Origin of the sequence: Mycobacterium sherrisii (genome assembly GCF_002102355.1) — a bacterium.
Classification (GTDB): domain Bacteria; phylum Actinomycetota; class Actinomycetes; order Mycobacteriales; family Mycobacteriaceae; genus Mycobacterium; species Mycobacterium sherrisii.
Genome location: NZ_LQPT01000122.1, coordinates 18,081 through 44,199, shown reverse-complemented (window position 1 = coordinate 44,199; position 26,119 = coordinate 18,081). Strand labels below are relative to the sequence as shown.

16 protein-coding genes and 2 pseudogenes are annotated in these 26,119 nt (G+C 65.6%); 6 read left to right on the top strand and 12 right to left on the bottom strand.

The features are described from left to right. Window positions 1–212 precede the first annotated feature (212 nt). Window positions 213–2,195: a hypothetical protein gene (locus AWC25_RS25685; protein ID WP_085168170.1), complete on the top strand. Its 1,983-nt coding sequence runs from the start codon at window positions 213–215 to the stop codon at window positions 2,193–2,195. A 12-nt stretch (window positions 2,196–2,207) separates the two neighbouring features. On the opposite strand, the pseudogene AWC25_RS25680 reads toward AWC25_RS25685, so the two are convergent. The 4 genes and pseudogenes from AWC25_RS25680 to eccCa all read right to left on the bottom strand — a co-directional run. After that, a pseudogene (locus AWC25_RS25680) lies at window positions 2,208–3,593 on the bottom strand (MinD/ParA family ATP-binding protein); the annotation flags it as partial. A 104-nt stretch (window positions 3,594–3,697) separates the two neighbouring features. Beyond that, window positions 3,698–5,074, bottom strand: a complete 1,377-nt coding sequence (mycP, locus tag AWC25_RS25675) for a type VII secretion-associated serine protease mycosin (protein WP_069399810.1) — start codon at window positions 5,072–5,074, stop codon at window positions 3,698–3,700. Further along, on the bottom strand, window positions 5,071–6,501 hold the full coding sequence (gene eccD, locus AWC25_RS25670; protein ID WP_085168166.1) for a type VII secretion integral membrane protein EccD: 1,431 nt from the start codon (window positions 6,499–6,501) through the stop codon (window positions 5,071–5,073). The genes mycP and eccD (AWC25_RS25670) overlap by 4 nt, the downstream gene beginning before the upstream one ends. Beyond that, window positions 6,498–10,526 (bottom strand): type VII secretion protein EccCa, encoded by a 4,029-nt coding sequence (eccCa, locus tag AWC25_RS25665; RefSeq protein WP_211281081.1) that lies wholly within the window; start codon window positions 10,524–10,526, stop codon window positions 6,498–6,500. Before eccCa ends, eccD (AWC25_RS25670) begins: the two co-directional genes overlap by 4 nt. A gap of 92 nt (window positions 10,527–10,618) precedes the next feature. Between eccCa and eccD (AWC25_RS25660) the strand changes: the two genes are divergently transcribed. Continuing rightward, the gene (gene eccD, locus AWC25_RS25660) at window positions 10,619–12,124 is read left to right on the top strand and encodes a type VII secretion integral membrane protein EccD (RefSeq protein ID WP_158089788.1); all 1,506 of its coding nucleotides are present in this window, start codon (window positions 10,619–10,621) and stop codon (window positions 12,122–12,124) included. Between the two features lie 4 nt (window positions 12,125–12,128). Here eccD (AWC25_RS25660) and eccB read toward each other — a convergent pair whose 3' ends face one another. Continuing rightward, entirely contained in the window at window positions 12,129–13,637 is a 1,509-nt protein-coding gene (gene eccB, locus AWC25_RS25655) for a type VII secretion protein EccB (protein WP_069399806.1), read from the bottom strand. Window positions 13,638–13,804: 167 nt separating this feature from the next. On the opposite strand from eccB, the gene eccE reads away from it, so the two are divergent. Next, window positions 13,805–15,463 (top strand): type VII secretion protein EccE, encoded by a 1,659-nt coding sequence (gene eccE / locus AWC25_RS25650; protein WP_232326956.1) that lies wholly within the window; start codon window positions 13,805–13,807, stop codon window positions 15,461–15,463. A gap of 32 nt (window positions 15,464–15,495) precedes the next feature. Further along, on the top strand, window positions 15,496–16,242 hold the full coding sequence (locus AWC25_RS25645; RefSeq protein WP_085168160.1) for a DUF5336 domain-containing protein: 747 nt from the start codon (window positions 15,496–15,498) through the stop codon (window positions 16,240–16,242). Between the two features lie 16 nt (window positions 16,243–16,258). On the opposite strand, the pseudogene AWC25_RS25640 reads toward AWC25_RS25645, so the two are convergent. After that, window positions 16,259–17,176, bottom strand: a pseudogene (locus AWC25_RS25640) (MinD/ParA family ATP-binding protein); the annotation flags it as partial. A gap of 138 nt (window positions 17,177–17,314) precedes the next feature. Next, complete coding sequence (gene eccA, locus AWC25_RS25635; RefSeq protein ID WP_069399802.1) at window positions 17,315–19,126, bottom strand: type VII secretion AAA-ATPase EccA; 1,812 nt, start codon at window positions 19,124–19,126, stop codon at window positions 17,315–17,317. A 156-nt stretch (window positions 19,127–19,282) separates the two neighbouring features. Here eccA and AWC25_RS25630 point away from each other — a divergent pair, with 156 nt between their 5' ends. Beyond that, window positions 19,283–19,603 carry a hypothetical protein gene (locus AWC25_RS25630; RefSeq protein WP_069399801.1) on the top strand — a complete coding sequence of 107 codons (321 nt, stop codon included), beginning with the start codon at window positions 19,283–19,285 and terminating at the stop codon, window positions 19,601–19,603. Then, on the top strand, window positions 19,600–19,953 hold the full coding sequence (locus AWC25_RS25625; protein ID WP_244899611.1) for a YbaB/EbfC family nucleoid-associated protein: 354 nt from the start codon (window positions 19,600–19,602) through the stop codon (window positions 19,951–19,953). The genes AWC25_RS25630 and AWC25_RS25625 overlap by 4 nt, the downstream gene beginning before the upstream one ends. Here the strand turns inward: AWC25_RS25625 and AWC25_RS25620 are convergent. The 5 genes from AWC25_RS25620 to AWC25_RS25600 form a co-directional block, all read right to left on the bottom strand. Further along, complete coding sequence (locus AWC25_RS25620) at window positions 19,950–21,020, bottom strand: NAD(P)/FAD-dependent oxidoreductase (RefSeq protein WP_069399799.1); 1,071 nt, start codon at window positions 21,018–21,020, stop codon at window positions 19,950–19,952. The genes AWC25_RS25625 and AWC25_RS25620 overlap by 4 nt on opposite strands. Before the next feature lie 237 nt (window positions 21,021–21,257). Beyond that, window positions 21,258–23,444 (bottom strand): manganese-exporting P-type ATPase CtpC, encoded by a 2,187-nt coding sequence (gene ctpC / locus AWC25_RS25615; protein ID WP_085168158.1) that lies wholly within the window; start codon window positions 23,442–23,444, stop codon window positions 21,258–21,260. Between the two features lie 9 nt (window positions 23,445–23,453). Next, on the bottom strand, window positions 23,454–23,741 hold the full coding sequence (locus AWC25_RS25610; RefSeq protein WP_069399797.1) for a DUF1490 family protein: 288 nt from the start codon (window positions 23,739–23,741) through the stop codon (window positions 23,454–23,456). Window positions 23,742–23,862: 121 nt separating this feature from the next. Further along, the gene (locus AWC25_RS25605; RefSeq protein ID WP_211281080.1) at window positions 23,863–24,582 is read right to left on the bottom strand and encodes a TIGR03089 family protein; all 720 of its coding nucleotides are present in this window, start codon (window positions 24,580–24,582) and stop codon (window positions 23,863–23,865) included. Then, window positions 24,570–26,036: an LCP family protein gene (locus AWC25_RS25600; protein ID WP_372513599.1), complete on the bottom strand. Its 1,467-nt coding sequence runs from the start codon at window positions 26,034–26,036 to the stop codon at window positions 24,570–24,572. Before AWC25_RS25600 ends, AWC25_RS25605 begins: the two co-directional genes overlap by 13 nt. Window positions 26,037–26,119: the final 83 nt, after the last annotated feature.

Sequence of the window (26,119 nt, the reverse complement as noted above, 5' to 3'; positions counted from 1 at the left end):
CCGGTTTGCCCGTGGCACGCACCACCGAACCCCCCGCAGACACCCACCATCCAACAACCACCCCCGACACACAAACAGCCCCACCAACGAAGTCCAAACGGGCACTGGGTAAGCAACGGGCCGATGCGATTGATCCGCCTCCGGCCAAACGACCCAAATCAGACCACCCGGCTGGTGACCCGCCGGCATCGTCCTCGAGCAGACAGTCCGACATGACGGCGGAAACCTTCCTGAAAATGTTGAAGAAGCGCATAGCCGAGCCGAAACTGTCGGCGGCAGCCATCGCGAGGGAATTCATCCCGCAACAGGGGGCAAACGGCGCTGAGTGGGTGCGGGACAAAGGCTGGGGCAGGACTCGGTTGAATCTGCCGGGACGGTTGGCTCAGGCGGCGGACTATGCGGAACACCGCCAGGAGATCCAGCGACTGCTGAACGAGAGCAGAATTTATCTCTCGGAATTACCCGAACCGAAAACTCAGCAGAAATACACCGCCGAGCAGCTGGTGACGGTGCTGCGGGCATTCGTCCGGCTACGCGCCGAGGGATACCGTGGCCAATTCAACCACCTATTGGAAGCTAGGACGGGAGTTCCGAGCAGGCAAATCCTCACCTGGATTCGTGCGGACGGTAGCCCAACTGGGCGGACAAATTATGGCAGCCTGGCCGGATATGCGGAGCAGCGCGAAAACTTGAGGAGCGCCTTCCGCGACCTGGGCCACGATGCGACCAATAATTTGCCCGAGACAGCGGGGCCCACACGATCCCCGATGACGGCCGAAATCGTGGCCTTCGCATTGGAACGGTTAGCGCGGGATCCACATATGACTCTGACGGATATCGCAGCCGAGCATGGCCGCGTCGGTCCGACGGCGTTGAGCCAGTACGTGACTGCAGGTTCCGGCGAGCTGCGCAACGTGAGCGCGCTGATGGCAATGCCCGACTATGACGAGTGGCGCGAGTCGATTGTGGCGTCGTTGCGCGCATTGGACCTGGATGAACAGGCCGACAATCTACCCGTCATGATGCGGGCAACTGATTTTCTCGATGCCTTTAGCAGGAGCCGCTCGCAGGTCGCCAATGCCATCGGCCTGATGCGCAACGACCACTCCTTGTCGGCGAGGGCGGCAGCGCGGCGGGCGGGCGCCCCGGTGGTGGCGTTCGAGGTAGCCGTCGAAGCGAGCCGGAACGGACCCAGGGTCCGTAACCAAGACGGCGTCGAGGCCCGCCTGCACCATCTGCGGCCGAGCCAGCGGCCCGGCCTCACCGCGGCGCTTGACAGGCTCAACAGTCAAGTGACCGGCGACGGTACGCGCCACGGGCGTTTGACGGCGGTGTCTGTCGGGGGTAGCAGGTGGGATCCGGAGCGGGTATTCCTCGTCGAAAATGAGGCGGTACCCGGGGCCACCCGGTCGCAGTTGGGCGATCTGTACGAAGATAACCGCGCACTGGTACGCGGTCCGCGGTCCTATGCCAACGAGCGTGGAGTCCAGGTGTTGCGCTGGATGAGCACGGCGCTGCGGGAACACTTCGCAGAATCGGGAGAAGTCCAGGCGTACTTTGACCGCGAGCAACAAACGATTTACGTGTCGTCGAACACCAACGCGGGCAACAGGCAAATTCGCGAGGCTCTCAATGAACCCGATCTATCAAATCTGTGGAACGAGAACACCGTCGTGGACGACCGGCGCACTGCCGACGAGGACGCGGCGGCGCGCGCTACTCGTCACCAACGTAAACTGCGAGATGCGCTGGCGAGCTTGAACAATCACGACGACGAAGTAAGTCGTGAAATTCTGCAGGCGATCCGGAACCGGCGCTTCGTGGTTCCTACCCAGTCCTACAACGAAGGTCACGGGCGCACTCTAGATTTCCACGCCGAGCGCCGAATCTTCGAGCTGCTGCGCGCCAACAATCGCACAATGGACCTGACATTGCTAGCGGGAACGATGCGTGCCTGTGGCGACTGTGCCGAAGCTCTAGGTTTCGATGACGCACAGCCGCGCGGGCCGTTCTGGCGGAGCCGTGCGGCGGGCGCATTCCTCAATACCGAGGCAACCATCGCCAGAAACAGCCGCGACGGTATTCCCAGCCACGTCACCGGAACACGTCGGGGTCGCGTAACCAACAAATACAACACCGAGAGCGACTCGGACCACCAGGACAGCGCTCCTAAGAAGCACCGCAAACGAAAATGATGCGCGCGACCGTCAACGAGTTTCGTACGGCCAGGCTTGGCGTGAGAACCTCTCCGACACGGCACCGGCCAGTCCGAAATACGCCCGCCGCGTGGCGGGTTTGAGCAATCCGAAGTCGAATTCAGCCCCCTCGGCCAGGTGCGGTTCGAACGGAATGATATGTGCCGACCGGCACCGCGCCTCGAAGTGCTCAACCACTTTGTCCAACTTAAGCGCCGCCGCGCCGCGCTTGGGTTTGGTCAACACCACGTGGGCTTCCCGCACCAGTGCACCGTGACCGTGCTGTGCGAGCCAGTCCAAGGTTGCCGACGCGCTGCGCGCCGCATCGATAGCCGGAAAGCTCACCAGCACAATGGCGTTCGCCAAATCCAGCACACCAGCCATCGCCGAGTGCATGATGCCGGTACCGCAGTCGGTGAGGATGATGTTGTAGTAATGCCGCAGAGTGTCGACGGTACGCCGGTAATCGGTTTCGCCGAAGACCTCGGCCACCGCGGGATCCTGCTCGCTGGCGAGCACCTCGAGCCGACTGGGTGCCATCCGGGTGTGGTTGCGAACATCCGCATATCGCTTGATGTTTCGATCCCGAAGCAGATCCCGCACCGTGGACGAGGTCGACGTGTCAGGAACTCTTTCGGCCAGTGTTCCGCGGTCTGGATTGGCGTCGACGGCGATGACGCGATCGGTACGCACCGTGGCCAGCGCCGAACCCAAACCCAATGTCGTAGTCGTTTTTCCGACACCGCCTTTGATGGAGAGCACCGCGATCCGGAAATCGCCGACGATCGGTTGACGGATCTGCTCAAACAGCGCGTCGCGTTCGCGTTGGCTGCGCGAAAGTCCGGGATTGAACCGTCGGCCGGTGACGTTGTAAACGGCTCGGCGCCAGCCCGATGTCGGCACATTTCGATCGCGATTGATGATCTGAGCCTCGTCCAGAGACGGCGCGGGCAGGAATGACTGCGCTTCAACACGACTGGCTGGGGGCGCCGCACGCCGCGGTGCCAGCTCTTGTGGTTCTCGCGCCTGCTCGGGCGTGGGCATCCATGGAGGCGGTGCCTGCCACCCAGGCGGAGGCAACGGGGGTAGTCCGGGCGGCCATCCGGGTGTGGGCGGCAGGGGCGGCCACAGCTCCGCTTCTGGCCCCGGGCTTTGGCTTTCGGGGATCGGCTCGAACTCGATGTCCATCGACGAGGCCGCCGATTGCCACGGCGGCGGCGCCATCCGCCGCGGCGGTCGTGGCCTTGGCGCTTCGTCGTCGCTTCCGGCGGGGTCTTCGTCGCTGCCCATGTGGTCGGCCTCGTGCTCGGTGACCACCAGAGCCTCCGGCTCCACTTCCGCTTTCAGCGGTAGGGATTCGTCGTCCCAGTCAGCGGCGGCGCTTTCGGGTTCTGGCTCCGGCTTTTGCAGCTGCGTTCGCTGGGCCGCGACCCGGGCCAGCAGCTGTGCGGCTCGTGCTTCGATCTCGTCAAACTCGTCCGGCATTGCTTCGATTCCGTTGCTCACTTGTGGTCCCTACCTCGGCTATTGGCCACCACCAGGGCGACCGCTGCAAGTGCTGTGCATGTGGCGACCACCGCCAGCGAGATATCACGCGCTCGACTGTCGCCCTTGGTCAAATTTGGGATGCCGCTAATATGATGGCCTGCAAGGGGATTCGGCATATTCGCAGTGGGGGGCAGGTCGGCCGTCAATGCGGCAACCGGGTCGACGACGCCGTAGCCCGTTGCGGCATTAGGGCCGGCCTGCGGCGTCTGAGCGGTCCGCTTGATCCGTGTCATGACTTCGCCGGCCGCCATTGTGGGAAAGCGGGCGCGAACCAGTGCCACCAGGCCCGACACCAGCGGAGCGGCGAAGCTCGTCCCGTTGACCGGCACCAGGCCGCGCTGGGGATCCTGCCAGGCGTTCATCAGCCCAGGCCCGTTGGGGCTCAACGAGATCAGCTGTTCGCCGGGCGCTGCCAGGCTGACCCACGGCCCGCGTAGGGAGAAGCCACTGGGCTGTCCGTTTGGTGCCACCGCACCGACGGTGAGAACATACTCTCGAAACCACGCCGGGCTGGCGATAGTGCGCACCGAATTCCATGCGTCCGACAGGGGAAGGTTGGGGTCGCGCACCTCGTTCTGCGCGTTGCACAGACCTTGTGTGTTGACATTGCCGGCGGCCGCGACCACCACGACGTTGTGCTCGAATGCGTACCGGACGGCCTGCCCGACCGCGGCATCGTCCAAACCGCCGCCCACCGGAGCGCATGCCGTCTCCGAAAGATTGATGACCGTCGCACCTAGATCTACCGCGTGGACGATGGCCAGCGCCAGGGTCCGGGTGTTCCCGTAGCCGGGTGACACCGCATTCGGGTCGCCTGGTGCCGGACCCGTTCCCTTTATCGAAAACAAGTCACTGTTCTGGCGGATCGACAAGATGGCGGCATCGGGTGCCACGCCGGCAAAGGCGTCGTCGGGACTGGGCGCCGCAGCGATCAGACCGGCAACCAAAGTTCCATGTGCGTCACAGTCCACCAAGCCGTCCGACGATGAGACGTAGTCGCCGCCCGGTTCCAGCGCATGCAGTCGGGGATTTGGGGCCACACCGGTATCGATCACCGCGACCTTCTGTCCCGCACCGCGCGAGAATCGCCACGCACCAGTGTAATTCAGCATCGCGTCGGCACTCGGGCGCAGGTCGAGTCGGGTGCCCGGTGACACGGTACCGACGCCGCAGGCGGTCTTCTGCTCGGTCGGATCCGGTGGGGCGACGGGGCCGGGGGGTGGGTCTCCCGGCGGTACCTGCGGCGGGTCGACGGCCGCTGCGCCTGCCGGCGCAAGGATAGGCGCCACGCCAATAAGCACAACGGTGACCAGTCGCGCCCAGCGACTCATCTGATGCCCAACCGTTCGTAGCCACCGACCACCCAGATCGCCAGCGGAATCAACGCCGCAGTGATCAGGTAGGTCAGGTATGCGGATACCGTCTTCGGCCACGCGCGAAGTTTGCGTGCCGGAGTGTTGAGGCCGATCAGGACGACCACCATGGTCGTCGTCAACAGGACAAGCCACGCGATCAGCGGCATTGGCGGGCTGGCAGCGTGGGCCTGCGAGCAACTCAGGACGGCGACCGCCGCGGCCGGTATCACCAGACCGCTTTTCTCCTCGGCGGTAACGGGACGCCGACTGTAAAGGCCCAGAGCCGCTGCGCAACTCAACGCGAAAATGAGGGCCGGCCAGCGCAGCGCAGCGGTGGACCCGAGTACGGCCAGGGTCCCCAGACCGGCGCTGACGGCCAGTCCGGTGTAGATGGCGGAGCGGGTCAGGGTCGCTGCTCGCAGATCAGCCCAAATATGTTCCGCGCCCGGAGGTATCGTGACGTCGTCGGACGCTGAATGGTGCCGCGACGCGTGGACACGAGAACGGCGCACGTCCAGCTTGTGGACGGCGAGACAGCCCAGCGTGGCGACCGATGCCAGCCCGGCGCCCGCCAGATCGGCACGCAGGCCCGCGGTCCAGGTCGTCACCGAGATTCCGGTGAGGCCGAAAGCCGTCCCCACCGCTAGGTACCCCCAGTGCCCGGTGCCGATGATGCGAAGCAGCATCACGGACAGCGCCACCATCACCGCACATCCCGCCGCCCACCCGTAGCCGCCCAGCCCATGCAAGCCGACCCAGGCGACCGCCGCCGCGATCGGAAGAACCGCCCACCCCAGCGCTGTTGCCGCATCGGGCTGTTGATACGAACGGTGCGCCAACGTCGCCGCACCCGTGAGCACACTCGCCACTGCCAGGGACAGCCCCACCATGGCAGCACGGTTCGCCGCGAACACGTCGGCCAGCAGAAAGTAGACCCACACCGCCGAGGCCAGATGCACACCGAGGAACGTCATCCAGCGGGCCGCTGCGGCATCCCACGCGGGATGTCCGGATTTGTTCAGGCGCGCGGCCGCATCCACCACGTCGTCATGCAGCGTCGGAGGGGTCAGGGCGCGTCGCGCGGTGAGCCGCAACAGCGTTCCCTCGGTGATATCGGCATCCCGCAGTGTGCCGGCCGGTGACAGTGGGGTGCTGTCGTCGAAACGGCTGAGCACCCAGACGTTGTGCTTGGCCTCATTGGCAAAAGGATCATCGGAGGCGCCGGATTGTGCATCCGCGTCGTCGAGCGTGAGCTTTACCAGCTTTGGAGTCAACGCGGCGATCGGCACATCGATAGGAAGCACCACGTCCGCCTGGATCTTGTTACACAGCACCGACACTCGCACCTGCTCCGACGCCGCCGAAATGAGCTTGCCCGGCGCTGTCTGCGGTATCGCGGTCATAGCTCTGGCATCCGGGACAGCTGGATTACGTCGCTCTTCAACGTGCGGGAGATGAGCATGCCTCGACCGGGCGGCATCTGCTGGGCTTTGTATCCGAACAGCGCACCCTCCTCCTTGGTGCCACTCATCACCAGTGCGTTGCACGACAGATCTTTGAGCCGCCCGATGATCGGATCCATGATGGCACGTCCCGCACCGCCGATGCGACGAGCGACGACGACGCGAAGGCCGATATCGCGGGCCTGGGGGAAGTATTCGACAAGCGGGCCCAGCGGGTGGTTAAGCGAGCCGCTGGGAATCAGGTCGTAGTCGTCGATCAGCACATGAATGTCCGGGCCCTGCCACCACGAGCGGTCTTTGAGCTGTTGCTGGGTGATGTCGCTCGGCGGCAACCGATCTTTCAACGAGGCGGCCAACGCCGTCATCAGCTCCGCGCAGGACTGCGCGGCGGTCGCGTATCCGCCGAGGTAATCGTTGTCGACGACGCCGAGCAGCGTGCGCCGAAAGTCGACGAGGACGATCTTGCAGTCCTGCGGTGACGTGTTCTCCATCAATCCCTCGGCAATGTTGCGCAGCAGGCCGGTCTTGCCGCATTCGCTGTCCCCGAGCACGACGAAGTGCGGTTGGGCGTTGAAATCTATGACCACCGGCGTCAACTCGGTCTCGTTGATGCCGATGGTGACCTTCGACTTGCCCAGCATGCCAGCACGTTTCGCGGCATCGACGACCTCGGTGCGGTCGACGCTGTGCGGGAGCATGCGCACCGGCGGGGCCTGCCGGGCGCCATACGCTTCCCGCACCGCCGCACAGGAGTTGGCCACCCCGGTGGGCAGGTCCTCGACGTTGGAACTGGAGTCCAGGCGAGGCAGCCCGATCAGGATATGCAGCCGGGCGGGGCTCATGCCACGCCCGGGGCGGCCTATCGGGACCAGTTCGGCCCATTTGCGGCCGATATCGCTGTCGACCGGGTCGCCCATTCGCAACTCGATGCGGGTACCCAGCATGTCTTTGACGGCCGGCCGGATCTCCATCCACCGGCTGGCGGTCACCGCGAGGTGGACACCGTAGGAAAGGCCACCGATAGCGATGGCTTGCAGGGCGGCCTCGAGCATCTCGAAGTCGCTTCGGATCGTGGCCCAGCCGTCGACTACCAGTACTACATCCCCAAACTTGTCTTGGCTCAGCGGGTCTCGAGCGGCGACATCCGGGGGAAGACCGGCCAGCTGGGCTTTGCGCTGACGGAAATCGCGCATCGATTCGATGCCCAGGTCCCTGAATCGAATCTCGCGTTCCCGCAGCAAGCCACTGATTTCGGCGACAGTGCGGCGGATCCGGTCGGCGTCCATGCGCCCCGCGACGCTGCCGACGTGTGGCAGGCTCGCTAGGCTGCCCAACGTGCCGCCGCCGAAATCGAGGCAATAGAACTGTAACTGCTCGGGGGTGTGGGTGGCCGCGGCGGCCATGATCATCGTGCGGATCACCGTCGACTTGCCCGACTGCGGACCGCCCACCACCGCGACATTGCCCTGGGCGCCGGACAGATCGATCACCAACGCGTCGCGCCGCTGGTCGTAGGGACGATCCACCACGCCGATCGGCAGCCAGAGGCCGCCGGTGAGGTTCCCCGGGTGGTTCCATACCGGTTGTGGCAACAAGAGATTGACGGCTGGGCTGGCGTCCAGGGGCGGCAGCCATACTTCGTGAGCGGGCCGGCCATGGCCGCGCAACCTGTCGACCACCACGTCGAGCAGGGTGGTCTTGGTCGGACCCGACGCCGCGTCCTGGCTGGGTTCACTGTCGGGCTCGTCGACACGTTCGACGGGAACGGGGTCCTTCTCGACGGGGGTCGCGGTGAACAACTTGGTGGCTTGCGTGCCCAGACGTGAGCCCCGCCCGCCCCGTGCCGACGGGCGGGGACTGACGTATTCGCCCGAGACGTAGGACGCGTTGAACCGGATCGGCTCGTCGGCGTCGCACTTCAGAAATGCCGAACCCGGAACACTGGGCAGGTGATAGGCGTCGGGGACGCCGAGTACACTACGCGACTCGCCCGCCGAGAACGTCTTCAGGCCGATGCGGTACGACAGGTGTGAGTCGAGGCCCCGCAGCTTGCCCTCTTCCAAACGCTGCGACGCAAGCAACAGGTGGATGTGCAAAGAGCGTCCGAGCCGGCCGATCATGACAAAGAGTTCGGCGAAGTCCGGTTTCTGCGAAAGCAATTCGGAGAACTCGTCGACGACGATGAACAGCGCCGGCAGCGGGTCCAGTTCGGCACCGTTCGCCCTGGCCCGTTGGTATTCGGTGACGTTGGGAAAGTTGCCCGCCGAGCGCAGCAGCTCTTGGCGTCGGTTCATCTCGCCAGCCAATGCATCGCGCATCCGGTCGACCATGGTCAACTCGTCTTCGAGGTTGGTGATGATCGCCGCGATGTGCGGAACGCCGTCGAGACCGAGAAACGTTGCCCCACCCTTGAAGTCGACGAGGACCAGGTTCAGGGCCTCGGGTGAGTGCGAGGTGATCATCGCCAGCACCAACGTGCGCAGGAATTCTGACTTGCCCGAGCCGGTCGCGCCGATGCACAGACCGTGCGGACCCATTCCGCCCTCGGCGGATTCCTTGATGTCCAGCTCCAGCGGGTTGCCGGACGGCGTGAAACCGACGGGTACGCGCAGACGGCTGCGGGGCGTGGTTTGGCGCCACACTTCCTCCGGAACGATCGCTGCCGCGTCCGGAATCCCCAGTAGCGCCATCAGGCCGGGATCGCTTGCCCGGGAATCTGATTCGAGGCTCACGATGTGAGCAGCACCACCCAGCTGGTAGCGGCTGAACGCTCGGGCGGTGGCCTCGGCCTCGGCGAGACTCAGGCGGTCCGGCGTGGCGAAGCGCTCGGTGCCGGCCGCCGTGCGGGCGCCGACATCGTCGTTTTCCACGACCAGTTGCAGGCCGCGTCGCGACATCGGCCCGTCGCGACGGCCGTTGAGGTCCAGGATCGTGACGCTGTCCAGCCCGGCGTCGGTCAGCAATCGTTCATCACCGGTGACATGACCATCGTCGATGACGATGACCAGCTGTTTGAGACCCTGAGTCGGCTGGCCGTTGCGGGTGAACCGGCCCCGCTCCGCGAGGTCGGCCGCCAGCGAATTCTCCAGCAACTCCAGTGACGGATAGAGCATCCGCAGCGGGCCGCACCCGTCCCGCGCAGACGCGTGTTGCACCTGCGGGAGCCACTTCATCCAGCTCCAGCTCGCGCTGTCCGGATCGGCGGTCACGACGGCGATCTGTAGATGGTCGGGGCCGTGAAAAGCGCAAAGTTCCAAGACCATCGAGCGCACCAGCTGCTGGCTGAGCTGACGGTCGCCTTCGAAACTGACTGCCGGAAAGGCGCGAAGGGAAATCCCGGTCGGTAACGCGTGTACCACCGAGTGTGCGGTGACGAAGCGTCGCAGGGCGTTCGTGGACACCGGTTCCAGGTCTTCGGGCGGCCCGGTCTCCGGGGCCACCAGGCGGGTGGCCAGCCGGTGCGTGCCGACACCGACCCGGACGTGACAGAAGTCGTGGTCGGTCGGTCGGCGTTCCCACATGCGACGGGTGCCGGCCACGTCGATCAGGGTGCGGGGGTCGGGATGGCTCCACTCCAGCGCGGCGCGCTGGGCTTCGCCGGTCTCTTCGGCGTCGTCGCGCAGGCCGGCGAGGTAGCTGAAAAAGTCCTTGCGTTCCTCGTCGAGTTCGGCCGCGGCCTTACCCGCCTTGCCGCCACCGCCCAGGAACATGCCCGCCACCGAGGTGACCATCATCATCGGGAAGATCAGAAACATCGGATTACGGGTGACATCGCGACCGCCCACCGTGATCATCAGCGCGATCATGCCGACACTCGCGACGACCATCATCAACGGCATCAGCTTGGTTAACAAGCTGCCGGGAATGACGCGTGGCACCTCGGGTGGCGACTGCAGGGCGACTTCACCACCGGGCATGCGCGGTGGCGCAACGCGCAAGCGCCGGACGAATCCTTGCCTAGCCACGCGACCTCTCCTGGATCCACGGCCGCCCTCCGGCCCCACCGGGATTCAAAGGTATTGTCAGACCGCATGGTTGGCGAGGGGAGGCTTTGCCAGTGACGTTACCGTCTCAGGCGTCGACGTTGGTCTCCGAACCGGACGACGAGCAGGACCTAAGCCGGATCACCGTGGTAGTCGGGGGACTGCTGATCGACGTTGGCATACCGGGCACCGTCAGTGCGGCGGAGGTCATCACCGACGTCATCGATTTAGCCAACGAACGACTCGCCGAGCACGGCGACGGAGCAGAGGAATTCGAAAATCGGGAGGGCAAGTGGATTTTCGCGCGTCTGACCGGCGAGCTGCTCGACCCAAACCGATCATTAGCTGCGGCCGACGTGTACGACGGCGAGCTGCTGCTGATTCGCGAGGCCGGCGCCCGAGAACCATTGCCCCTCGTCGACCGGCTGAGTGGCCTGCCGGATTCTGGCGACAACGTCAGATGTCGCTTAACTGAGCAACTTTCGGCGGCGGGATGGTCCGGGTGGTCGGTCGCTGGCGTCGCGCTGGCGGTGGCGACCGCGGTAATGCTTCGGGGACGATTCCTCACACCGTTGGTGGCCGGCGTGCCGATCGCCCCAGCGATAGCTTTAGTGGCCGGATTCGGATGTGTTCTGGCTACCGGCGCGATGCAGTTGCGGTCCGTCGACACCCGCAAGTGCGCTTGGCTCACCGTCGTTGCACTGCCGTTGACCTTCTGCGGCTCGCTGCATGTGGCTACGCAGGCGCGCGAAATCGACGCCCTGCCCGCGGCACTGGCGCTGACGGCATTGGTAGCGTTGTTGCAGCTATTGGGTTCCGGACGAGCCCGACCCCTTTTAACTGCCGTCACCGGGTTTGCGGTCTTCGGTGTTCCGGCGGCCGTCGCGGCTCTGGTAGCAGGTGCACATTCCCGCTCGGTTGGTGCGATCCTGGCGACGGTGGCGGTCATCGCCGTGTACCTGTCGCCCAGGTCGACGATCGTGTTGTCCAGATTGCCCGTGCCGCGTGTTCCGACTGCCGGTGAACCCCTCGATGACATCGAAACGCAGGGCGGCACCGCCGTGGAAGGCGTCAGTGCCGTCGGAAAGCAGGTCATTCCCACCGAACAGGGCATGACCGACCGAGTCCGGCGGGCCCGGGATCAGCTCACCGGACTGGTCGCGGCGGCCGGGATGCTGGCTATCGTGGGGTGCTACTTGGTCCTCGGCGAGGACCACGAATTCTATTGGCAGGGCTCACTTTTCGTAGCAGCCGTGGCAACGGTGCTGTGTTTGCGTGGCCGCAGCCATCACGATCTGGCCCAGTCGGCGGTGTTGATCGGTGGTGGCCTGCTGATTGGATTGATCACCATCGTCAAGACAGCGACGTTTGTTGACGGCGGGCGTGTCAACGCCGCCATTGCATTGGCGGTGCTCACGCTGTTGCTGCTGGCCTGCGGCCTGATCGCGCCGGGACGGGAGTTTTCCCCGGTGCTACGCCGTCAGGTCGAGGTGATCGAGTACATTGCGATCGCGCTGGTGTTTCCCCTGCTGTGCTGGATCGTTGGCCTCTACACGTTCTTTCGCCAGCTTCGGATCTGAGGCGCTACTGGTTGGGCAGGGTGATCGCATGCCCGGCCGAATCGGCTGCGATCCCGTCGTGGGCGACCAACGCGGCCCGTTGGGACAATTCGGGTCCGGCCGGAAGCAGCTTCAGGATCGCCCAGGGCGCGGGTTGCGCTGTGGTGTCGGAACTTCCCGGCATCTGCACGCCGGTGACACCTAACGCCGCCGCCGCCGATTTGTCGACGACGTGGAACCGCACGCCCAGGTCGTCGATGTAGAAGAACTGTCCCAAAGCGCGGCTGTCCACCTGACTTCCGGTCGCTTGGACGTATTCGCCCGTACCGGGCCGGAGATAAACGTTGTCCAGGCCGGGGCCGCCCCCGTCGGCGGTGGCCAGACGCACGGGCCTCGCATCGTTGGGCAGCGGCAGCCGATTTCCGACGAGTAGATGAGTGGATGCCGCGGTGGCAGAGTTGATGCGTTGCCAGGACATACACAGCACCGGGTGAGTTTCGATGCGCAGAAATCGCGATTGGGCGGTTGGGTACTGGTCCACCGGCAAGATGTGCACGACGGGGACAGCGTTCACCAGGGCCGGTGAAATGCTGGTCGGTTCGGCCGCCATCGGCGCTTGCGGATTGCCGTAGCGGATGATGTCCGCAGTCATGGGGGAGATGGGTTGTAGCCCCTCGCGCAATACCACATATAACTGTTCCCCGTGTGAATCGACGGTTTTGAGAATCGAACCCAGTCGGTAATTCTGCGGCAAATAGTTGGCCGGCTCCCCGACTCCCTCGATCGCGACCGGCACGATGGGTTCGACCAACGGGAACGAATTGAGTAAGCCCGGTGAAACCTCCCGGATCTGACCGTCGGGCAGCCGCAGCGCGTTGCGCAGGGTGGCATCGGTCGGGTCGATGGCGGCCCGCACGCCGTTGTATACGAGATACGTTGTCGCGCCGGCCTTGACCAGGATCATCTGGTCGTGCGAGGCCAGCTGGATCTCGTCGTTGAGCACGGGGTCGTTGGCCAGCACGGTGGTCTCGACCGTGGGTGCGCGCGACGGTTCGGTCTCCGACGGTGGTTGGGTGGCGTCGCACACCGTCCACGACGACGTCGTCATGTCGTCGCCACGGTTGATGCCGCCGGGTCCCCCGACGATGCCGACCACCGGACCCAACGGAACCGTGTTGAGGAACTTGTCGTCCACTTCCTTTGGGGTGTCGCTTTTCCCGACGATCAATCGGGCAGAAGCAAGATTGAGGACCGGATGCAGCTGGTCGCCGATCCGCACGAACATGGTGCCGGTCGACTTGGCCACCATGATCGTCGAGTCGCCGAAGTTAGGGGTCGGCCGAAAGAATGCCAAAACACCTGCGCCCCCGGCGATCAGCACCGCGATGACCACACCGACCATCAGCGCGCGCATCTGCCCACGCATGGGGTCGTGGATCATCCGGGAGTCGGCCCGGATCAACGCGTGTTCCATTCGCCGTAGCAGAAGTCGATACCCGTTGACCTGCGCACGGGTGGTGACTGGTGCGGGCATGGCGGCCCCGATCAGCGTTCAATGGGATGCTCGAGTTCGAAGTCAGCCTACCCGATCGCTGCCGACGCTGAATGGCAGGATGACCGGTGAAATCACTTGCCGCGCAGACAGGGAACGACGCAGTGAAACAACGTGGCGATAGCGGCCCCGGGGCAAAGCAACGGCGCGTGCCTGCAGCACTGCGGTCGACGGGGGGCATCGTGGCCCAACGCGTCCTGCCGCTAGCAACCCTGTTGACGGCGCAGCTAATGATCGCGGCCGGACTGGCCGCCGCCCTGCTGCTGCGAAAGCCGGGTTGGTACGGCGCGCTTATCGGTCTGGGTGTGACGGTGATCCTCGGCGTCAGATTCCGGGGACTGGCGCCGGCGCGCCGGGCCGTGGAGTGGTTGGGCTTCCACTATGAACGACTCCGTCGCAAGCGACGAGCACAGCACTATGAGCCATTCGACACCGAACTGGCCGATGGTTCCCGAATCGGCCATCACTGGGACGGCAAACGCCTGACGTCGCTGCTGCGCCTCGTGCCAGACCCGGCAGCGATGACGATCATGGAACCCGCGACGATGATTTCGGCGCAGACGGTTTCGCTGCGCACGCTGGCCGACTGCCTCCGGCAGTACGACATCACCGTGGATTCGATCGATGTGATCAGTCAGGGCGCTCGGCTGCACGACCGCGGGCAGGTCGCAGCGGTGTACGACGCGGTGTTAGGTCCCTTACCCGCGGTGGCCCAGCGAACGGTGTGGGTTGCGGTGCGCATGGATCCGGCACGATGTCCGGAAGCCGTACGTCACCGGGGCGGCGGCTGGGACGGAACGGTGCGCACGGCGGCAACGGCCACTCGCCGCATCGCCAACCGGCTGTCCGACGCAGGGATCGGCAGCCACATCATGACGGCCGCTGAGATCGCGGAGACCACGCTGGAACTTGCGCACGGCGTGGAAACGGCCGAATTGGACGAATCCTGGTCTGCCTGCGGCAAAGACCGCCTGCAGATGCGCAGCTTCGCGGTCAAGCCGGCGATGTTCACCAGCGCTGGCCTGGGGGCGCTGTGGAGGGTGCCGAGCGATTCGACAACGGTGTGCGTCTCGCTGCGTCGCGACACCCGCGACGATGCGCTCACGCTCCGGGGGCTGGTGCGCTTCGACACCTCCGGGCGAGCCCGACCCCGGCCCCGCGAACTCGGCCCGCTGCCAGGGCGCCAGTATGCCGCGCTAATGTGCGGCCTTCCGGTTCCGCCGCCGCGACGGGCGATTTCGGAGTGGATTGTCGCGCAAAATGCCGACGCGGTCGACGATCTCGAGTTGCCCGCCGCGGGCTGCGGACAGGTGATCGGGGCGGACGAGTACGGCCGGGCGGTGGCGCTGCCGTTATTCGGTCCCCGCGTGAACCGGGTGGAGCTGTGTGGCACCCTGCGTCTGGCGCAGCAGGTCGTGCTGCGCTCGGTGGCATTGGGCGCCTGGGTGAACGTCCACACCCTGCGACCGGCGGCCTGGCAGACGATGGTCGAACAGATCGCTGATCCGAATCTGTTGTGCGTCAATGAGCAGCGCGCCGACACCGGCCGCGCCGGCTCACGTCAGCTCCATCGCGTCGAGATGCTCGACGGCACCGGCGAACAGATCAATCAGGATCGGGTGACAACAATCATCGTCAGGCCCTCGCACGCCCAGCCCAGGGCCGGGGCCGATGTGACGCTGCAACTACTGGACCGTGACCAAGATCTCGTCCGGGTGAGTACCCCGTCGGCGGCGGCGACGGTGACGATGGTGGCCACCGACGACGAAATGCGTTACATCAAATCGTCGTTAGACGTTGTCGATTGAGCATCGGCTGAGCGCACGAACAGGGAGCAGCAATGACCGACAATTCGCGATCGGCGGAGGACTCGCTGACCGCGCCGTCCGACGCGCTCAATCGGTCGCTGTGGGCGGTCGTTGCTGTGCTCGGCCCGGCAACCTTTGTGGTCGGCTTGTTTTCGCCCGGACCGCTGGACTATTCGGTGCGGTTCAGCGTGTTGGCGGCCGCGGTGGCCGCCGTCGGTCTACTACCCCGCCAGACGCTGCGCGCGTGGGTCGTTGTCGCACTGGCCGTCACGGGTTACGTCGATGCCTTGGCCGGCGCCATCAAGCCAACCCACACCGGCTGGCCGATGATCGTGATCACGGTGCTCAATTCGTTGCAGTCCGTCGTTGCCGTGGGCGCGTTGCTGCGCGAAACCAAGATCGCCAAAGCGGCGAGACCCACGAGTGTTTCCGAACCTTCGGCCTATGCCCGCCTGGTCGCTGCGTACCAGGCGTATGCGACACAGTATCAACTGTTTTCGGCCCAATACGGCTCCGCCGGACAGGCCGAGGGTGACGCGACCGCCGGTGCGCATGCCGGCTCCGAACAAGAGTCATTCGCGGCGATGCAGGCGAGATACGCGCGCCACGGCATTGCGGGGTCCGTGCGGCAGTCGCGTGGTGTGGTTGCGCCGCCGATGCCGGCACCGGCGGTTGATTCCGGGGTGCCCGGGGTGAATAGAGCTGCAACCGAAAACGAGGCAAACCGCCGGTACCGCCGGGACGGAACGGTCGGCGGGGTCGAGCAGGCCAGCCCCTAGGTCGCCCGCCTACCCGCTACCGCGCAGACCTGCGGCAGAAGTCGTCGGCCACCGACGCGGCTAGCTCCATGTATTGGTGACGAGCCTTGCGGCTCAGGAGATCCAGCGAGATCTCGCCTCCCTCGGCGAGGTGGGCGTCGTAGGGGATGACGAATAGTGACCTGACGCGGGTCTGGAAGTGCTGGACCAATTGTTCGACGTCGATGGGCATGGCCCCCGGTCGTGCGGAACTCAACACGACCCGGGCGTCAGGCACCAAGTGGGCGTAGCCGTGGTGTTGCAGCCAGTCGAGTGTGGCCAGTGCACTGCGGGCGGAGTCGATCGCCGGCGAGGCAACCACCACCAGCGCATCGGCCACGTCGAGAACACCGCGCGTGGCCGAGTGTGTCAAGCCGGTGCCGCAATCCGCGAGGATGATGTTGTAAAAGCGATCCAGGATCTGGTGCACCGCCCGGTAGTCGTCTTCTGAAAATGCTTTGGAAATCCCGGGATCCTGTTCGGACGCCAATATCTCCAAGCGGCTGGGACTTTGCGAGGTGTGCCGTCGCATCTCGGGGTAGCGCAGAATTTCGCCATCGGCCAATAGATCGCGCACCGTCGACTGGCTTTGGTTCGGACCCCGCTGAGCCAATGTTCCGAAGTCCGGATTCGCGTCAACGGCGATCACCCGATCACCGCGCAGGGACGCAAAGGTGGCGCCCAGTCCGAATGTGGTTGTCGTCTTACCGACGCCGCCCTTCAGGGACAGCACGGCAATGCTGTAGGAGCCCCGTACCGGTTGATTGACCCGGTCGGCCAATGCGCGCCAATTGGATTCGGCGGCGGATTCGCCGAGGTTCAGTCGTCCGCCGGTGATGCGGTGCAATTCCTTACGCCATCCGCGTCGGGGGACCGCTTTCGACGGCCTCGTCAGCCCCAATTCGTCGGCGGCCGGCACGTGTACGGATTGTTGCCACGCCGCTTCGTTCGCGCCGGTAGCGGTGAAATCCGTCTCCGTCATTGCGTGTCGCCCCGTCATCGCCGAGTAAGTATGCGTCAGCTCGCCTCGATTGATCACGCAATCCCCCGATCGTTACTGCAAGTTCAGCGTCTGCAGGATGCCGTTCAACGCCGCTTTCATGTCGCTTCCCTCGATGCGCATCAGCGCGTCCTCGTCCAGTCCGTCCAGGGTTGAGTCAAAGCCAGCCGTCAGACGGTAGGCACGCTCTTCCTCGGCCGCCTCGATCGCATTACGCACGAATCGGCCGTTACCGGCCAAATCTATGCTCTTTCGGATCTTTCCGTCGTGGTCGGTGGATTCCTCGGCACATAGCCGGGTGCACACCGTCACTAGCTCGTCATAGGCGGCGGGCGACAATTCGGAGTCGCGGCCCCTGGCGATGAGCCGCCCGATGTCGCCGAGTTCCGACGGGCTGTACGAGGGGAATCGAATGCGCTTGGTAAACCGTGACGCGAGACCGTCGTTGGATGCGAGGAATCGGTCGATCTCGGCGTCGTAGCCGGCGATGATCACTACCAGGCGGTCGCGGTCGTCCTCCATCCGGGCGAGCAACGTGTCGACCGCTTCCCGGCCGAATGCGTCACCACCGGACAGCCCGGTTTGAATCAGTGTGTAGGCCTCGTCGATGAACAGCACCCCACCCATCGCGGTATCGATCAGTGCGCTCGTCTTGATGGCGGTGCTGCCCAGATGCTGTCCGACGAAGTCCTGGCGTTTGGCCTCCACGACGGACAACGACTCCAAAAGTCCCAAACCGCAATAGGTTTTGGCAACCACACGAGCCACCGTGGTCTTACCCGTTCCGGGGGGACCGGTGAACGCCAGGTGCAGGCTGCGCGAGCCCGTGCTCAATCCCTTGTCCTCGCGCATCTTGGCCAGCTGCACCGCCGAGCGAAGTTTGGCGACCTGTAGCTTGACTTCTTCCAGCCCTACTTGGCGGTCGAGTTCCTGCTGTGCCGCCCGCAGGTGCTCGTTGCCGCGTTCGGTCAGCTCTTCGGCCTCGCGGGCGGTGTTGGTCGCCGCACTGTTCGGATCCCACTTGTCCGAACGGGACTCGATGACCTCCTTGGTTGTGATCACAAGTCGATACTTCGGGTCTTGCAGGGCCGCATAGTTGGCCTCGAAGCCCGGCTCCTCGCTGTAAATTCGCTCGAAGATCTTGCGGGCGTCGGCTTCGTTGCCCATTTCGCGCAGGGTCAGGCCCTTGGTGAACTCCGCGGCGCGGCGGGCCGCCGGGATCGGCCCCTCCAGGGCCTCATCGAGCCGGCGCAGCCCTTCACCGAACAGCCCCATCTGGGCGCAGGCCGACCCGACCATCAGGTTCGCACCCGCCGCGATGTACTCGTCGGTAAATGATGCCGAGTTCGCCAGTGCGGTCAGCACATCGGGCCAGCGCTGCGTCGTGAAATGCAGGATTCCGCGCATGTACGCATAGATTTCGGCTGCCGCGCGGTCGGCCAGCACTGCGTCGGAGGAGCCGAGCTCGTCGAGTGCCCGTTCCGCTTCGTCGTAATCTTGGCCCTGGATCAGACTCGCCACGTAGGCCAACGTGACCTCGGTTTGCGAGCTGAGGGTGTAGTCCACGTAGAGACCCGTCTCGAACCGGCCGCAGAGTGCGCGCGGGGGCAGTCCCAACCGCCGTTGCTCACGGCCCAGCAGCCTGCTGGTGTGATAGAGGTTGTGGATGACCTCGGCGGTGGTTTCGCCGGTGGCCGCTCGGCCGAGCCAGGCGTCACACATCTGTGGGTCATATTCGGTTGCTCGCTTGAACGCCATGGTCGCGTATTGCAGATCGGGTTCGACTTCGAGACCGTCGATCGGGATGCCGAGAGACAGAACTCCCGCATCGAAGACACGCTGCGCGTTCCTGTTGTCACCACTCATCGATGCCCCCAACTCCCTTTCGTCCGGCCACTGCTCGGGAAACGGTGACTCGGGATAGCGTCGACCTTTGCCCGTGAGCTGGCAACAGCGGGGATGCCTGTGATTGTACTAAGCTGCGGGGCATAGGTTTTCGACGCTATGGCGAGGACACCCACGATGGACAGATCGCTGAGTTGCCGCAGTGGTGGGATCGCGGTTGCCACCACCGAACGCGGACTGCCGATCGCGCTCAAGCTGGATCAGCGCGAGTTATCGAAACCGCCGGCGCAGTTGGCACGCGACATCCTCCTGTTGTGTCAGGTTTCCGCCCGCCATATGCAGGTCGCACGCCGGCGCGACCTCGTTGCTCGTGGTGTCGATCCGAACGTCATCCGGGGCCTCGATCTCAGTACGTCGCAGGCGTTGGCCGAGGTCGAAGCCGAACTTCGCGGAGCCGACCCCGAGGGCATGCCCGACACCTGGATGACCCGGATTTGACCGGCGGGCTTGCTGATTCGCTGCTCGCGCGGATCGGCCGACAACGAGATTTGATCCAAGCTTTGGATCAGCACTGCAAGTCGATCAAGGTCCGTGTCACGAGTCGGTGCAAGACGGTGAGTGTGGAAGTCGACGGCCAGGGTGCGATGACGGGGTTGTGGCTGGGAGATAACGCCTACCACAAGGGATCTGAAGCCTTGGCAAGGTTGATCGTCGACACTGCCGCCGCGGCGGCGACGACGGCGGCCGACCGGCAGAACTATCTGATCAAGGAGTTCACCGAACGAATGACCGCGTTGCAGCGCGCGCCGCTCACGCGCAGCGACGGGACAACCTTTCAGCCGGGTTAGGACGCCGTCAAATTGACCACGACGGCTCGCTCCAACACCGCGGGATGTGCCAGCGCGGACGGATGCCGCAACAGGTACTGCACGTCGGTACAGAGCTCGGCGAGGTTGCGGTCGGTCAGTGCGGCGCGAGCTATCTGGTCGAGGGTCCATCGCTGCAGGCGCGTGGCTTCGGCGATCTTCGCGCCGGTCAGAAAATCTAGCCGTGCATGGTCGCCGCCGGCCGACGACTGCCACGCCGCGTCGACAACCACCTGTTGTAGTCGGAAGAACGCCTGCGCGGCGCGGTCGAAGTCGGCGGCGACCTTGGCGGCAGCCGCGATGCAGACCCCGTCCACCTCGTTGCCCGGGCTGAAGATCGACAACCACCCGTCGGCTTGCAGAGCCGCCGCTTCCTCGGTGGCCCCGAAGATGGCCGTCGCGTAGTGAATGGGCAGGGCGAGGCGCTCCAGCCGGGGGCGATCGAAGCCGGCGTCCTCGACCCAGCGTGCGATCCGGCTGGACCGTCCCGTTGCGTCGACCACGAAGTCGGCTGGCAAGACGTCGACCCCGCCGCGGTCGACGAACTCGACCGCGGTCACCGCACCGTCGCGATAACGCAATCCGGTCGCCTGGGCGCGTTTGACAGAAATGTTGGCCCGGGCCAGAACGTGGGTACGCACGACCGATTCGAGCAGCGGCCGCGTCGCGCTGAGCATCGCGTACTGCCGGTGAGGCGGCGCCATCGCATAACCGTCGAACGCCTTGACCTCGGACGTAATCCGGTTGGCCCCGGCGGCTACCGCCTGCTCGGTGAAACCCGGCAGCCACCGGTCCAACCATTGGCGGCCGGCGGCGAGCAATACGTGGAGTTGGCGCCCCTGGGGCACGCCGGGCCGCGAAGCCTGGTCGATCAGTTCGTCGCGCTCCACGATCACCACGTGGCGACAGAAGTCTGCAAGGACTCGGGCGGCCAGCAGGCCCGCGACACTGCCGCCGAGCACGCAGCCGGTGTCGAACCGGATTCGCGGGTGGGCGGGCGGATCGGCATTGACGAGGTGGTCGAACACGACACTCGCGGCGCGTGGCATCAGGTCAGGCCCACCGGTCGGTTCGGCAGATCGTTGATATCCAGTCTGTGGCAAGCATCTTGGCTCTCTTCGTGCCGTCGTTGGCTTTGCCTACCTGACGGTATCGACGCGGGGGTGCCGCGACCAGCGCGACGGCATGAGCGTTATCGATACGGCCCATCGAAGATGCTGATCCGGACGGGAATGCAAGACAATCAGCTGAGAGCTTTTGACTATCAGGCTGTTTCGGGCGGCCGCTCAGTCCAGGCGATAGCGGATGAGCCGGGAGCTGTTGGCAACCACGGCAACCGATGACGCGTTGTGCAGGATCGCGGCCAGCACGGGGGACAGCGCCCCGCCCGCACCGATGACGAGCCCGGCGGCGTTGACGGCGATCGACATGCCGTAGTTCTCCCGGATTACGCCGACCGCTCGGGCGCCGAGGTCGCGGACATCGAGCAGGCGATGCAGATCGTCGTTGGCCAACGCGACATCGGCGGTTTCGACGGCGACGTCGGTGCCGGCTAGTCCCATCGCGATCCCGATGTCGGCGGCCGCCAACGCCGGAGCATCGTTGATGCCGTCGCCGACCATGCCGACGATGTAGCCCTGGCTCTGCAGGTCGCGCACCACCTCGAGCTTGTCCTCGGGCATCACTTCGGCGCGCCACTCGTCGATCCCGAGCTCGTCGGCGACCACCTGCGCGATGTCCGGATGGTCTCCGGTGAGCATGACAATGCGGCGAATCCCGTTGGCGCGCAATTCCGTCAGTACCCTGGCGGCCTCGGGCCGAACTTCGTCACGCAGGCTGATCAGGCCCACCAGCGTCCCGTCCACCGCCAGCAACAGTGGGGTCTCGGCGCGCCGCCGTAACTTGTCGACCCAGTCCTTTGCCCTTATGGACACCTTGACGTTCTCGGATTGCAACAGCGAAGGGCTGCCCAACAGCAGGGTGCGGCCATCGGCCCAGGTCCGCATGCCCAGACCCACCAGTACCTCGCACTCCTCGTGCGGGGGGATGCTGATGCGGCGCTCCTCGGTGGAGCGGATCACCGCCTCGGCCAGCGGGTGCCGGGAATGGATCTCCGAGCTGGCGGCGTAGGCCAATACCTGCTCGGGCTCCCAGTCCTTATGCATGGCAATGATATTCGTCACCACCGGGCGTCCCACGGTCAGCGTCCCGGTCTTGTCGAACACGATCGCGTCGACCCGGCCCGCCTGCTCGAGATGGGAACCGCCCTTGATCAGGATGCCGCGTCGCGCGCCGTTGCCGATCGCGGCACTGATAGCGGTCGGGGTGGCCAATCCCACAGCACAGGGGCAGGCGATCAACAGCATTGTCATCGCGCGCCGCACGTCGCCGGTGATCGCCAGCGTGATCGCCGAGACGATGAACGATGTGGGAACGAAACGGCGGGAGAAGTTTTCGCCCACCGTCTGGATGGGCGCGCGGTCGTGCTGGGCTTCCTCGACGCGAGTGATGATCCGCCCGATCGTGGTTTGATTGCCGACGGCCTCGGCCCGGACCACCAGCCGGCCGCGCACCACCACCGAACCGGCGTGCACATGGGCGCCCACGCCGACGCTGACGGGCAGGTTCTCACCGGTGATGGCGGATTGGTTGACCACGGCCTCACCGTCGACCACCTCGCCATCCACCGGGATGGCGACGTGATCGTGCACCACGACCTCGTCGCCGATCTGCACGCTGTCGATCGGCACCTGGACCTCGGTGCCCGTCTCGGGACCGTCGGTCAGGCGGATCCACGCCGTGTCCTGGCTGCCCCGTAGCAGCTCCGAGATCGCCCGCCGGGTCCGCCGCAGCGTCAGATCCTGCAGGTATTCCCCGATGTTGAGCAACCACAACACGGTCAGCGCGACGACATTCTCGCGCAGGATCAGACTGGCGACCGTCGCCGCGGAGACCAACGCGTCCGTGCCGGCCTTGCCGGAGCGCAGGGAGCGCAGCGCCCCACGCAAGAACGGGTAGCCGGTGAAGATCGTGACCCCGGTGGCCACTACCCGGCCGCTGGGGCCGAGCAGCGGCGGTCGGGCGAACACGTAACGGCGCACGCCGAGCAGGCCCAGCGCCAGACCGCCGATCACCATGCGCAGCACATCGGAGTTGCGGACCTCCGCCGAATGCGGGTCTCGGACCGGGATCAGTTCGGCGGCAACATGTTCGGCACTGCTGATCGCGGAAAGCACCGCCGACCGGTCACACCGGCGCGGGGAGTACCAGACCACCACCGATCCGGTGCGCGGGTAGGCGTGCACCGCGCGCACACCGGTCTGCTTGGCGACGGCCTCTTCGACGGCGACCGCGCGGCGAGGGTCGGACCGGACCCAGTCGACGGCCACTCGGATCCGGCCGGCCGCGTCGGAAAGTATTGTCAGCGAGGATTCTTCGGCGATTGCGACGTCTTCAACGATCGCGAGGCTCATGAACGGCGATCAGTGCTCGTGGTCGTGGTCGTGTGCGTCGCCGACGGTAGGCGTCGGTGCCTCTTCGCCGATGCGCTCCCGGGCCTCGGCCATGACGTCGGCAAGCTTCAAACGCGCCGACTCCGCGGCGGTTTCCGCCTTGCGGGTACCGCGCAGTCCCAGCTCCGCGGTCGCCACCGCGGTTTGGTGCAACGGCGCCTTGGCCACGGCCTTGCGCACCACCTCGTAGGCCGTCACGCCGACCAGACCGGTGAACACCGTTCCCGCCGCCTTCGCCAAGAGTCCGTATGCCGCCATCGCCCGGTCCTTTCTCCACTGGGACGCGCGCGAAGTCTGTGTTCTGTGGTCTGGTGTTGTCGCGCCGTCCACACCATACTTCCACGAAATTAACATCGATGTATTGCGATATCAAGATGAATTAGAGGACGCGGGTGACCTTCTCGGTCTCCACCCGGCGCGTCAGAGTGGCCGGGTCGGGGTTGGCCACCTGCACCAGCGAGGCCCCGACGGCCAGAATGGCCAGCAGTCCGTCGACCAACTCGGCGGCGGTGGTCCACTGGGCGCTGGAGAGCACCCGGTCGTTGGCGGTCAAACTCCTTGCCGCCGCCGAGCTTTCGCAGTCGGCCAGCACCTGCTCCACCGAGCGGCCGGCCAGCGCCGGGCCAGGGTGGCGCTCGGCGATGATTTGATCACCGTGCACCCGCACCGCGGTGGCGTAGTCGGTGACGCCGATCGGCAGGTCGGGCGCGGGACGCCCGAACGGATCCAACGACAGCACCGCGACCTCGCCGCCCGGTTCGATCGCGGCGTCGGCCTCGTCCAGCCGCTCGGCGGTGCACAACACCAGGTCGGCCGGCCCGGCGAGCACCGCCTCGGCACCGATCCACCACACTCCGAACAGGACCGCGGCGGTCTGCCAGTGCGCCGGCAGCAGGATCGCCACTCGGCTGTCCGGTCCCGCGCCCAGCTCGTCGCGCAACAGGTTGCCGGTCTTGGCCGCCCAATTGGCCAGCGTCACCGCGGACAGTTCGATGCGCTCGCTGGTTGCGTCGTCGTAGTAGGTGATGCGCGGACCCACCGGGTCCGCCCGCAGCATCGGGTCGAAGATCGCCCCGGACAGCGTGCTCAGTTGATGCACTCCGGCTTGTCGCTGCCGGCGGTCAGGATCGGCGACGGCGGCGGGACATTCGGGTCGGTAGCCGACTGATCGGTCACCCGCGCTGGTGCGGTGGTCGAGCCGGACAGGCCCGAGCCCGGCCCGGTGTAGTCGTTGGCGAGCACCACCCGCACCGATCCCGGTGCCAGCGACGCGTCCGGAACGACCGGCAATCCGCCGAGTTCCTTGGACACCTGCCGCGCGCCCATGTCGTCGGGCTTGTTGGCCCGCACCTGGCTGGCCTGCACGTGACCGCCGTCGTTGTTGCCGACGGGGCCGGTGCTAAAACCTTTGGAGCTCAACACATCCGAGACCGCCGCGGCTAATCCGTTGATGTCGGTGTCGTTGACGACGCTGGCGGTGGTCTTGGCGGGGGTGTAGGCGATCTCTTCGGTCTTGCCCTGATCCTGCTCGTGCAACAGGCTGGCCACCCAGTCCTGAACCTGGTGCGGGTCCACCCGGACCACGCTTTGCATGCCGTCGTCACTCCAGCCGGCGCCGTCGAGCACCGGGATGGTGGCGAACGCGACGTTCCCGCCGGCCAGTTTCTGCAGCTGCTGGATGAAATCCATGACGTCCCAGCCCTGGGATAGCACCACCGAGCGTTGCACCGCGGCCTGCAGCCGCTTCATCGTGGTGGGGCTGGACAGCGTACGGCCGGAGATGACCCGGTGAGCCAGCGAGGCCATCACGACCTGCTGGCGCACCACCCGGTCCAGGTCGCCGCGCGGCAATTCGTGGCGCTGGCGCACGAAACTCAGCGCCTCGGCACCGTCGAGGCGCTGCGGGCCGGCCGGGAAGTCGGCACCCGAAAGAGGTTCGTAGACCGCGTCTTTGAGGCACACATCCACGCCACCGAGCGCGTCGGTGATCAACGCGAAACCGAGCAGCCCGATCTCGGCGTAGTGGTCGACCGTGACGCCGGTGAGGTCGGCGACGGTCTTGATCAACGCTTCCCGGCCGGCTTCGGTCCCCTGGACGGCGGCATCGTCGGCCGAATCGCCGGCTTTGACCAGGTTGGCCCGCTTGGCCTCGCGAGTCTGGCCGTAGACCCCGTTGATTTTCGTCCTGCCCAGACCCGGAGCCGTCACGTAGGAGTCACGCGGAATCGAGATGGCGGTCGCCGACTTCCCGTTGTTCGGTATCCGGACCAGGATGATCGTGTCGGTATTGGTGGCCTCTTCGTCGCCCGCCCGCAGCGTCTCGAGTTCCTCGGGCGTCAACGGGTTGCCGTGCGCGTCGGTGCGGCTGTCCAGGCCGACCAGCAGGATGTCGATCGCGCCGTCATCGCCGCCGTGGCCCAGCGAGGGTGCCGACATGTGGAAGATGCCGTCTTCGAACGCCCGCACGTTGTTCCAGGCCACGCCGGTGCCGATCACGACGGCGACGGCTAGCACAGTGGCAACAACACGAACCACACGTTGCACAGGCATCACACTAGGTTACTTGCAGCACAGCTGCTTCCCGAGTATCCAGCCCCGGCGTGCCCGGGCGTGGCCCCGGCTTTCCTGCGCATGCC

Excerpts from the sequence above, each read along its gene's own strand:
- AWC25_RS25620 (WP_069399799.1), bottom strand. The coding sequence starts at position 21,020 with ATGCCACGCGCCGCGAGTGTCGTGTTCGACCACCTCGTCAATGCCGAT.
- ctpC (WP_085168158.1), bottom strand. The coding sequence starts at position 23,444 with ATGAGCCTCGCGATCGTTGAAGACGTCGCAATCGCCGAAGAATCCTCG.
- eccB (WP_069399806.1), bottom strand. The coding sequence starts at position 13,637 with ATGCCCGCACCAGTCACCACCCGTGCGCAGGTCAACGGGTATCGACTT.
- AWC25_RS25610 (WP_069399797.1), bottom strand. The coding sequence starts at position 23,741 with ATGGCGGCATACGGACTCTTGGCGAAGGCGGCGGGAACGGTGTTCACC.
- AWC25_RS25630 (WP_069399801.1), top strand. The coding sequence starts at position 19,283 with ATGGACAGATCGCTGAGTTGCCGCAGTGGTGGGATCGCGGTTGCCACC.
- eccA (WP_069399802.1), bottom strand. The coding sequence starts at position 19,126 with ATGAGTGGTGACAACAGGAACGCGCAGCGTGTCTTCGATGCGGGAGTT.
- mycP (WP_069399810.1), bottom strand. The coding sequence starts at position 5,074 with ATGAGTCGCTGGGCGCGACTGGTCACCGTTGTGCTTATTGGCGTGGCG.
- AWC25_RS25685 (WP_085168170.1), top strand. The coding sequence starts at position 213 with ATGACGGCGGAAACCTTCCTGAAAATGTTGAAGAAGCGCATAGCCGAG.
- eccD (WP_085168166.1), bottom strand. The coding sequence starts at position 6,501 with ATGACCGCGATACCGCAGACAGCGCCGGGCAAGCTCATTTCGGCGGCG.
- AWC25_RS25645 (WP_085168160.1), top strand. The coding sequence starts at position 15,496 with ATGACCGACAATTCGCGATCGGCGGAGGACTCGCTGACCGCGCCGTCC.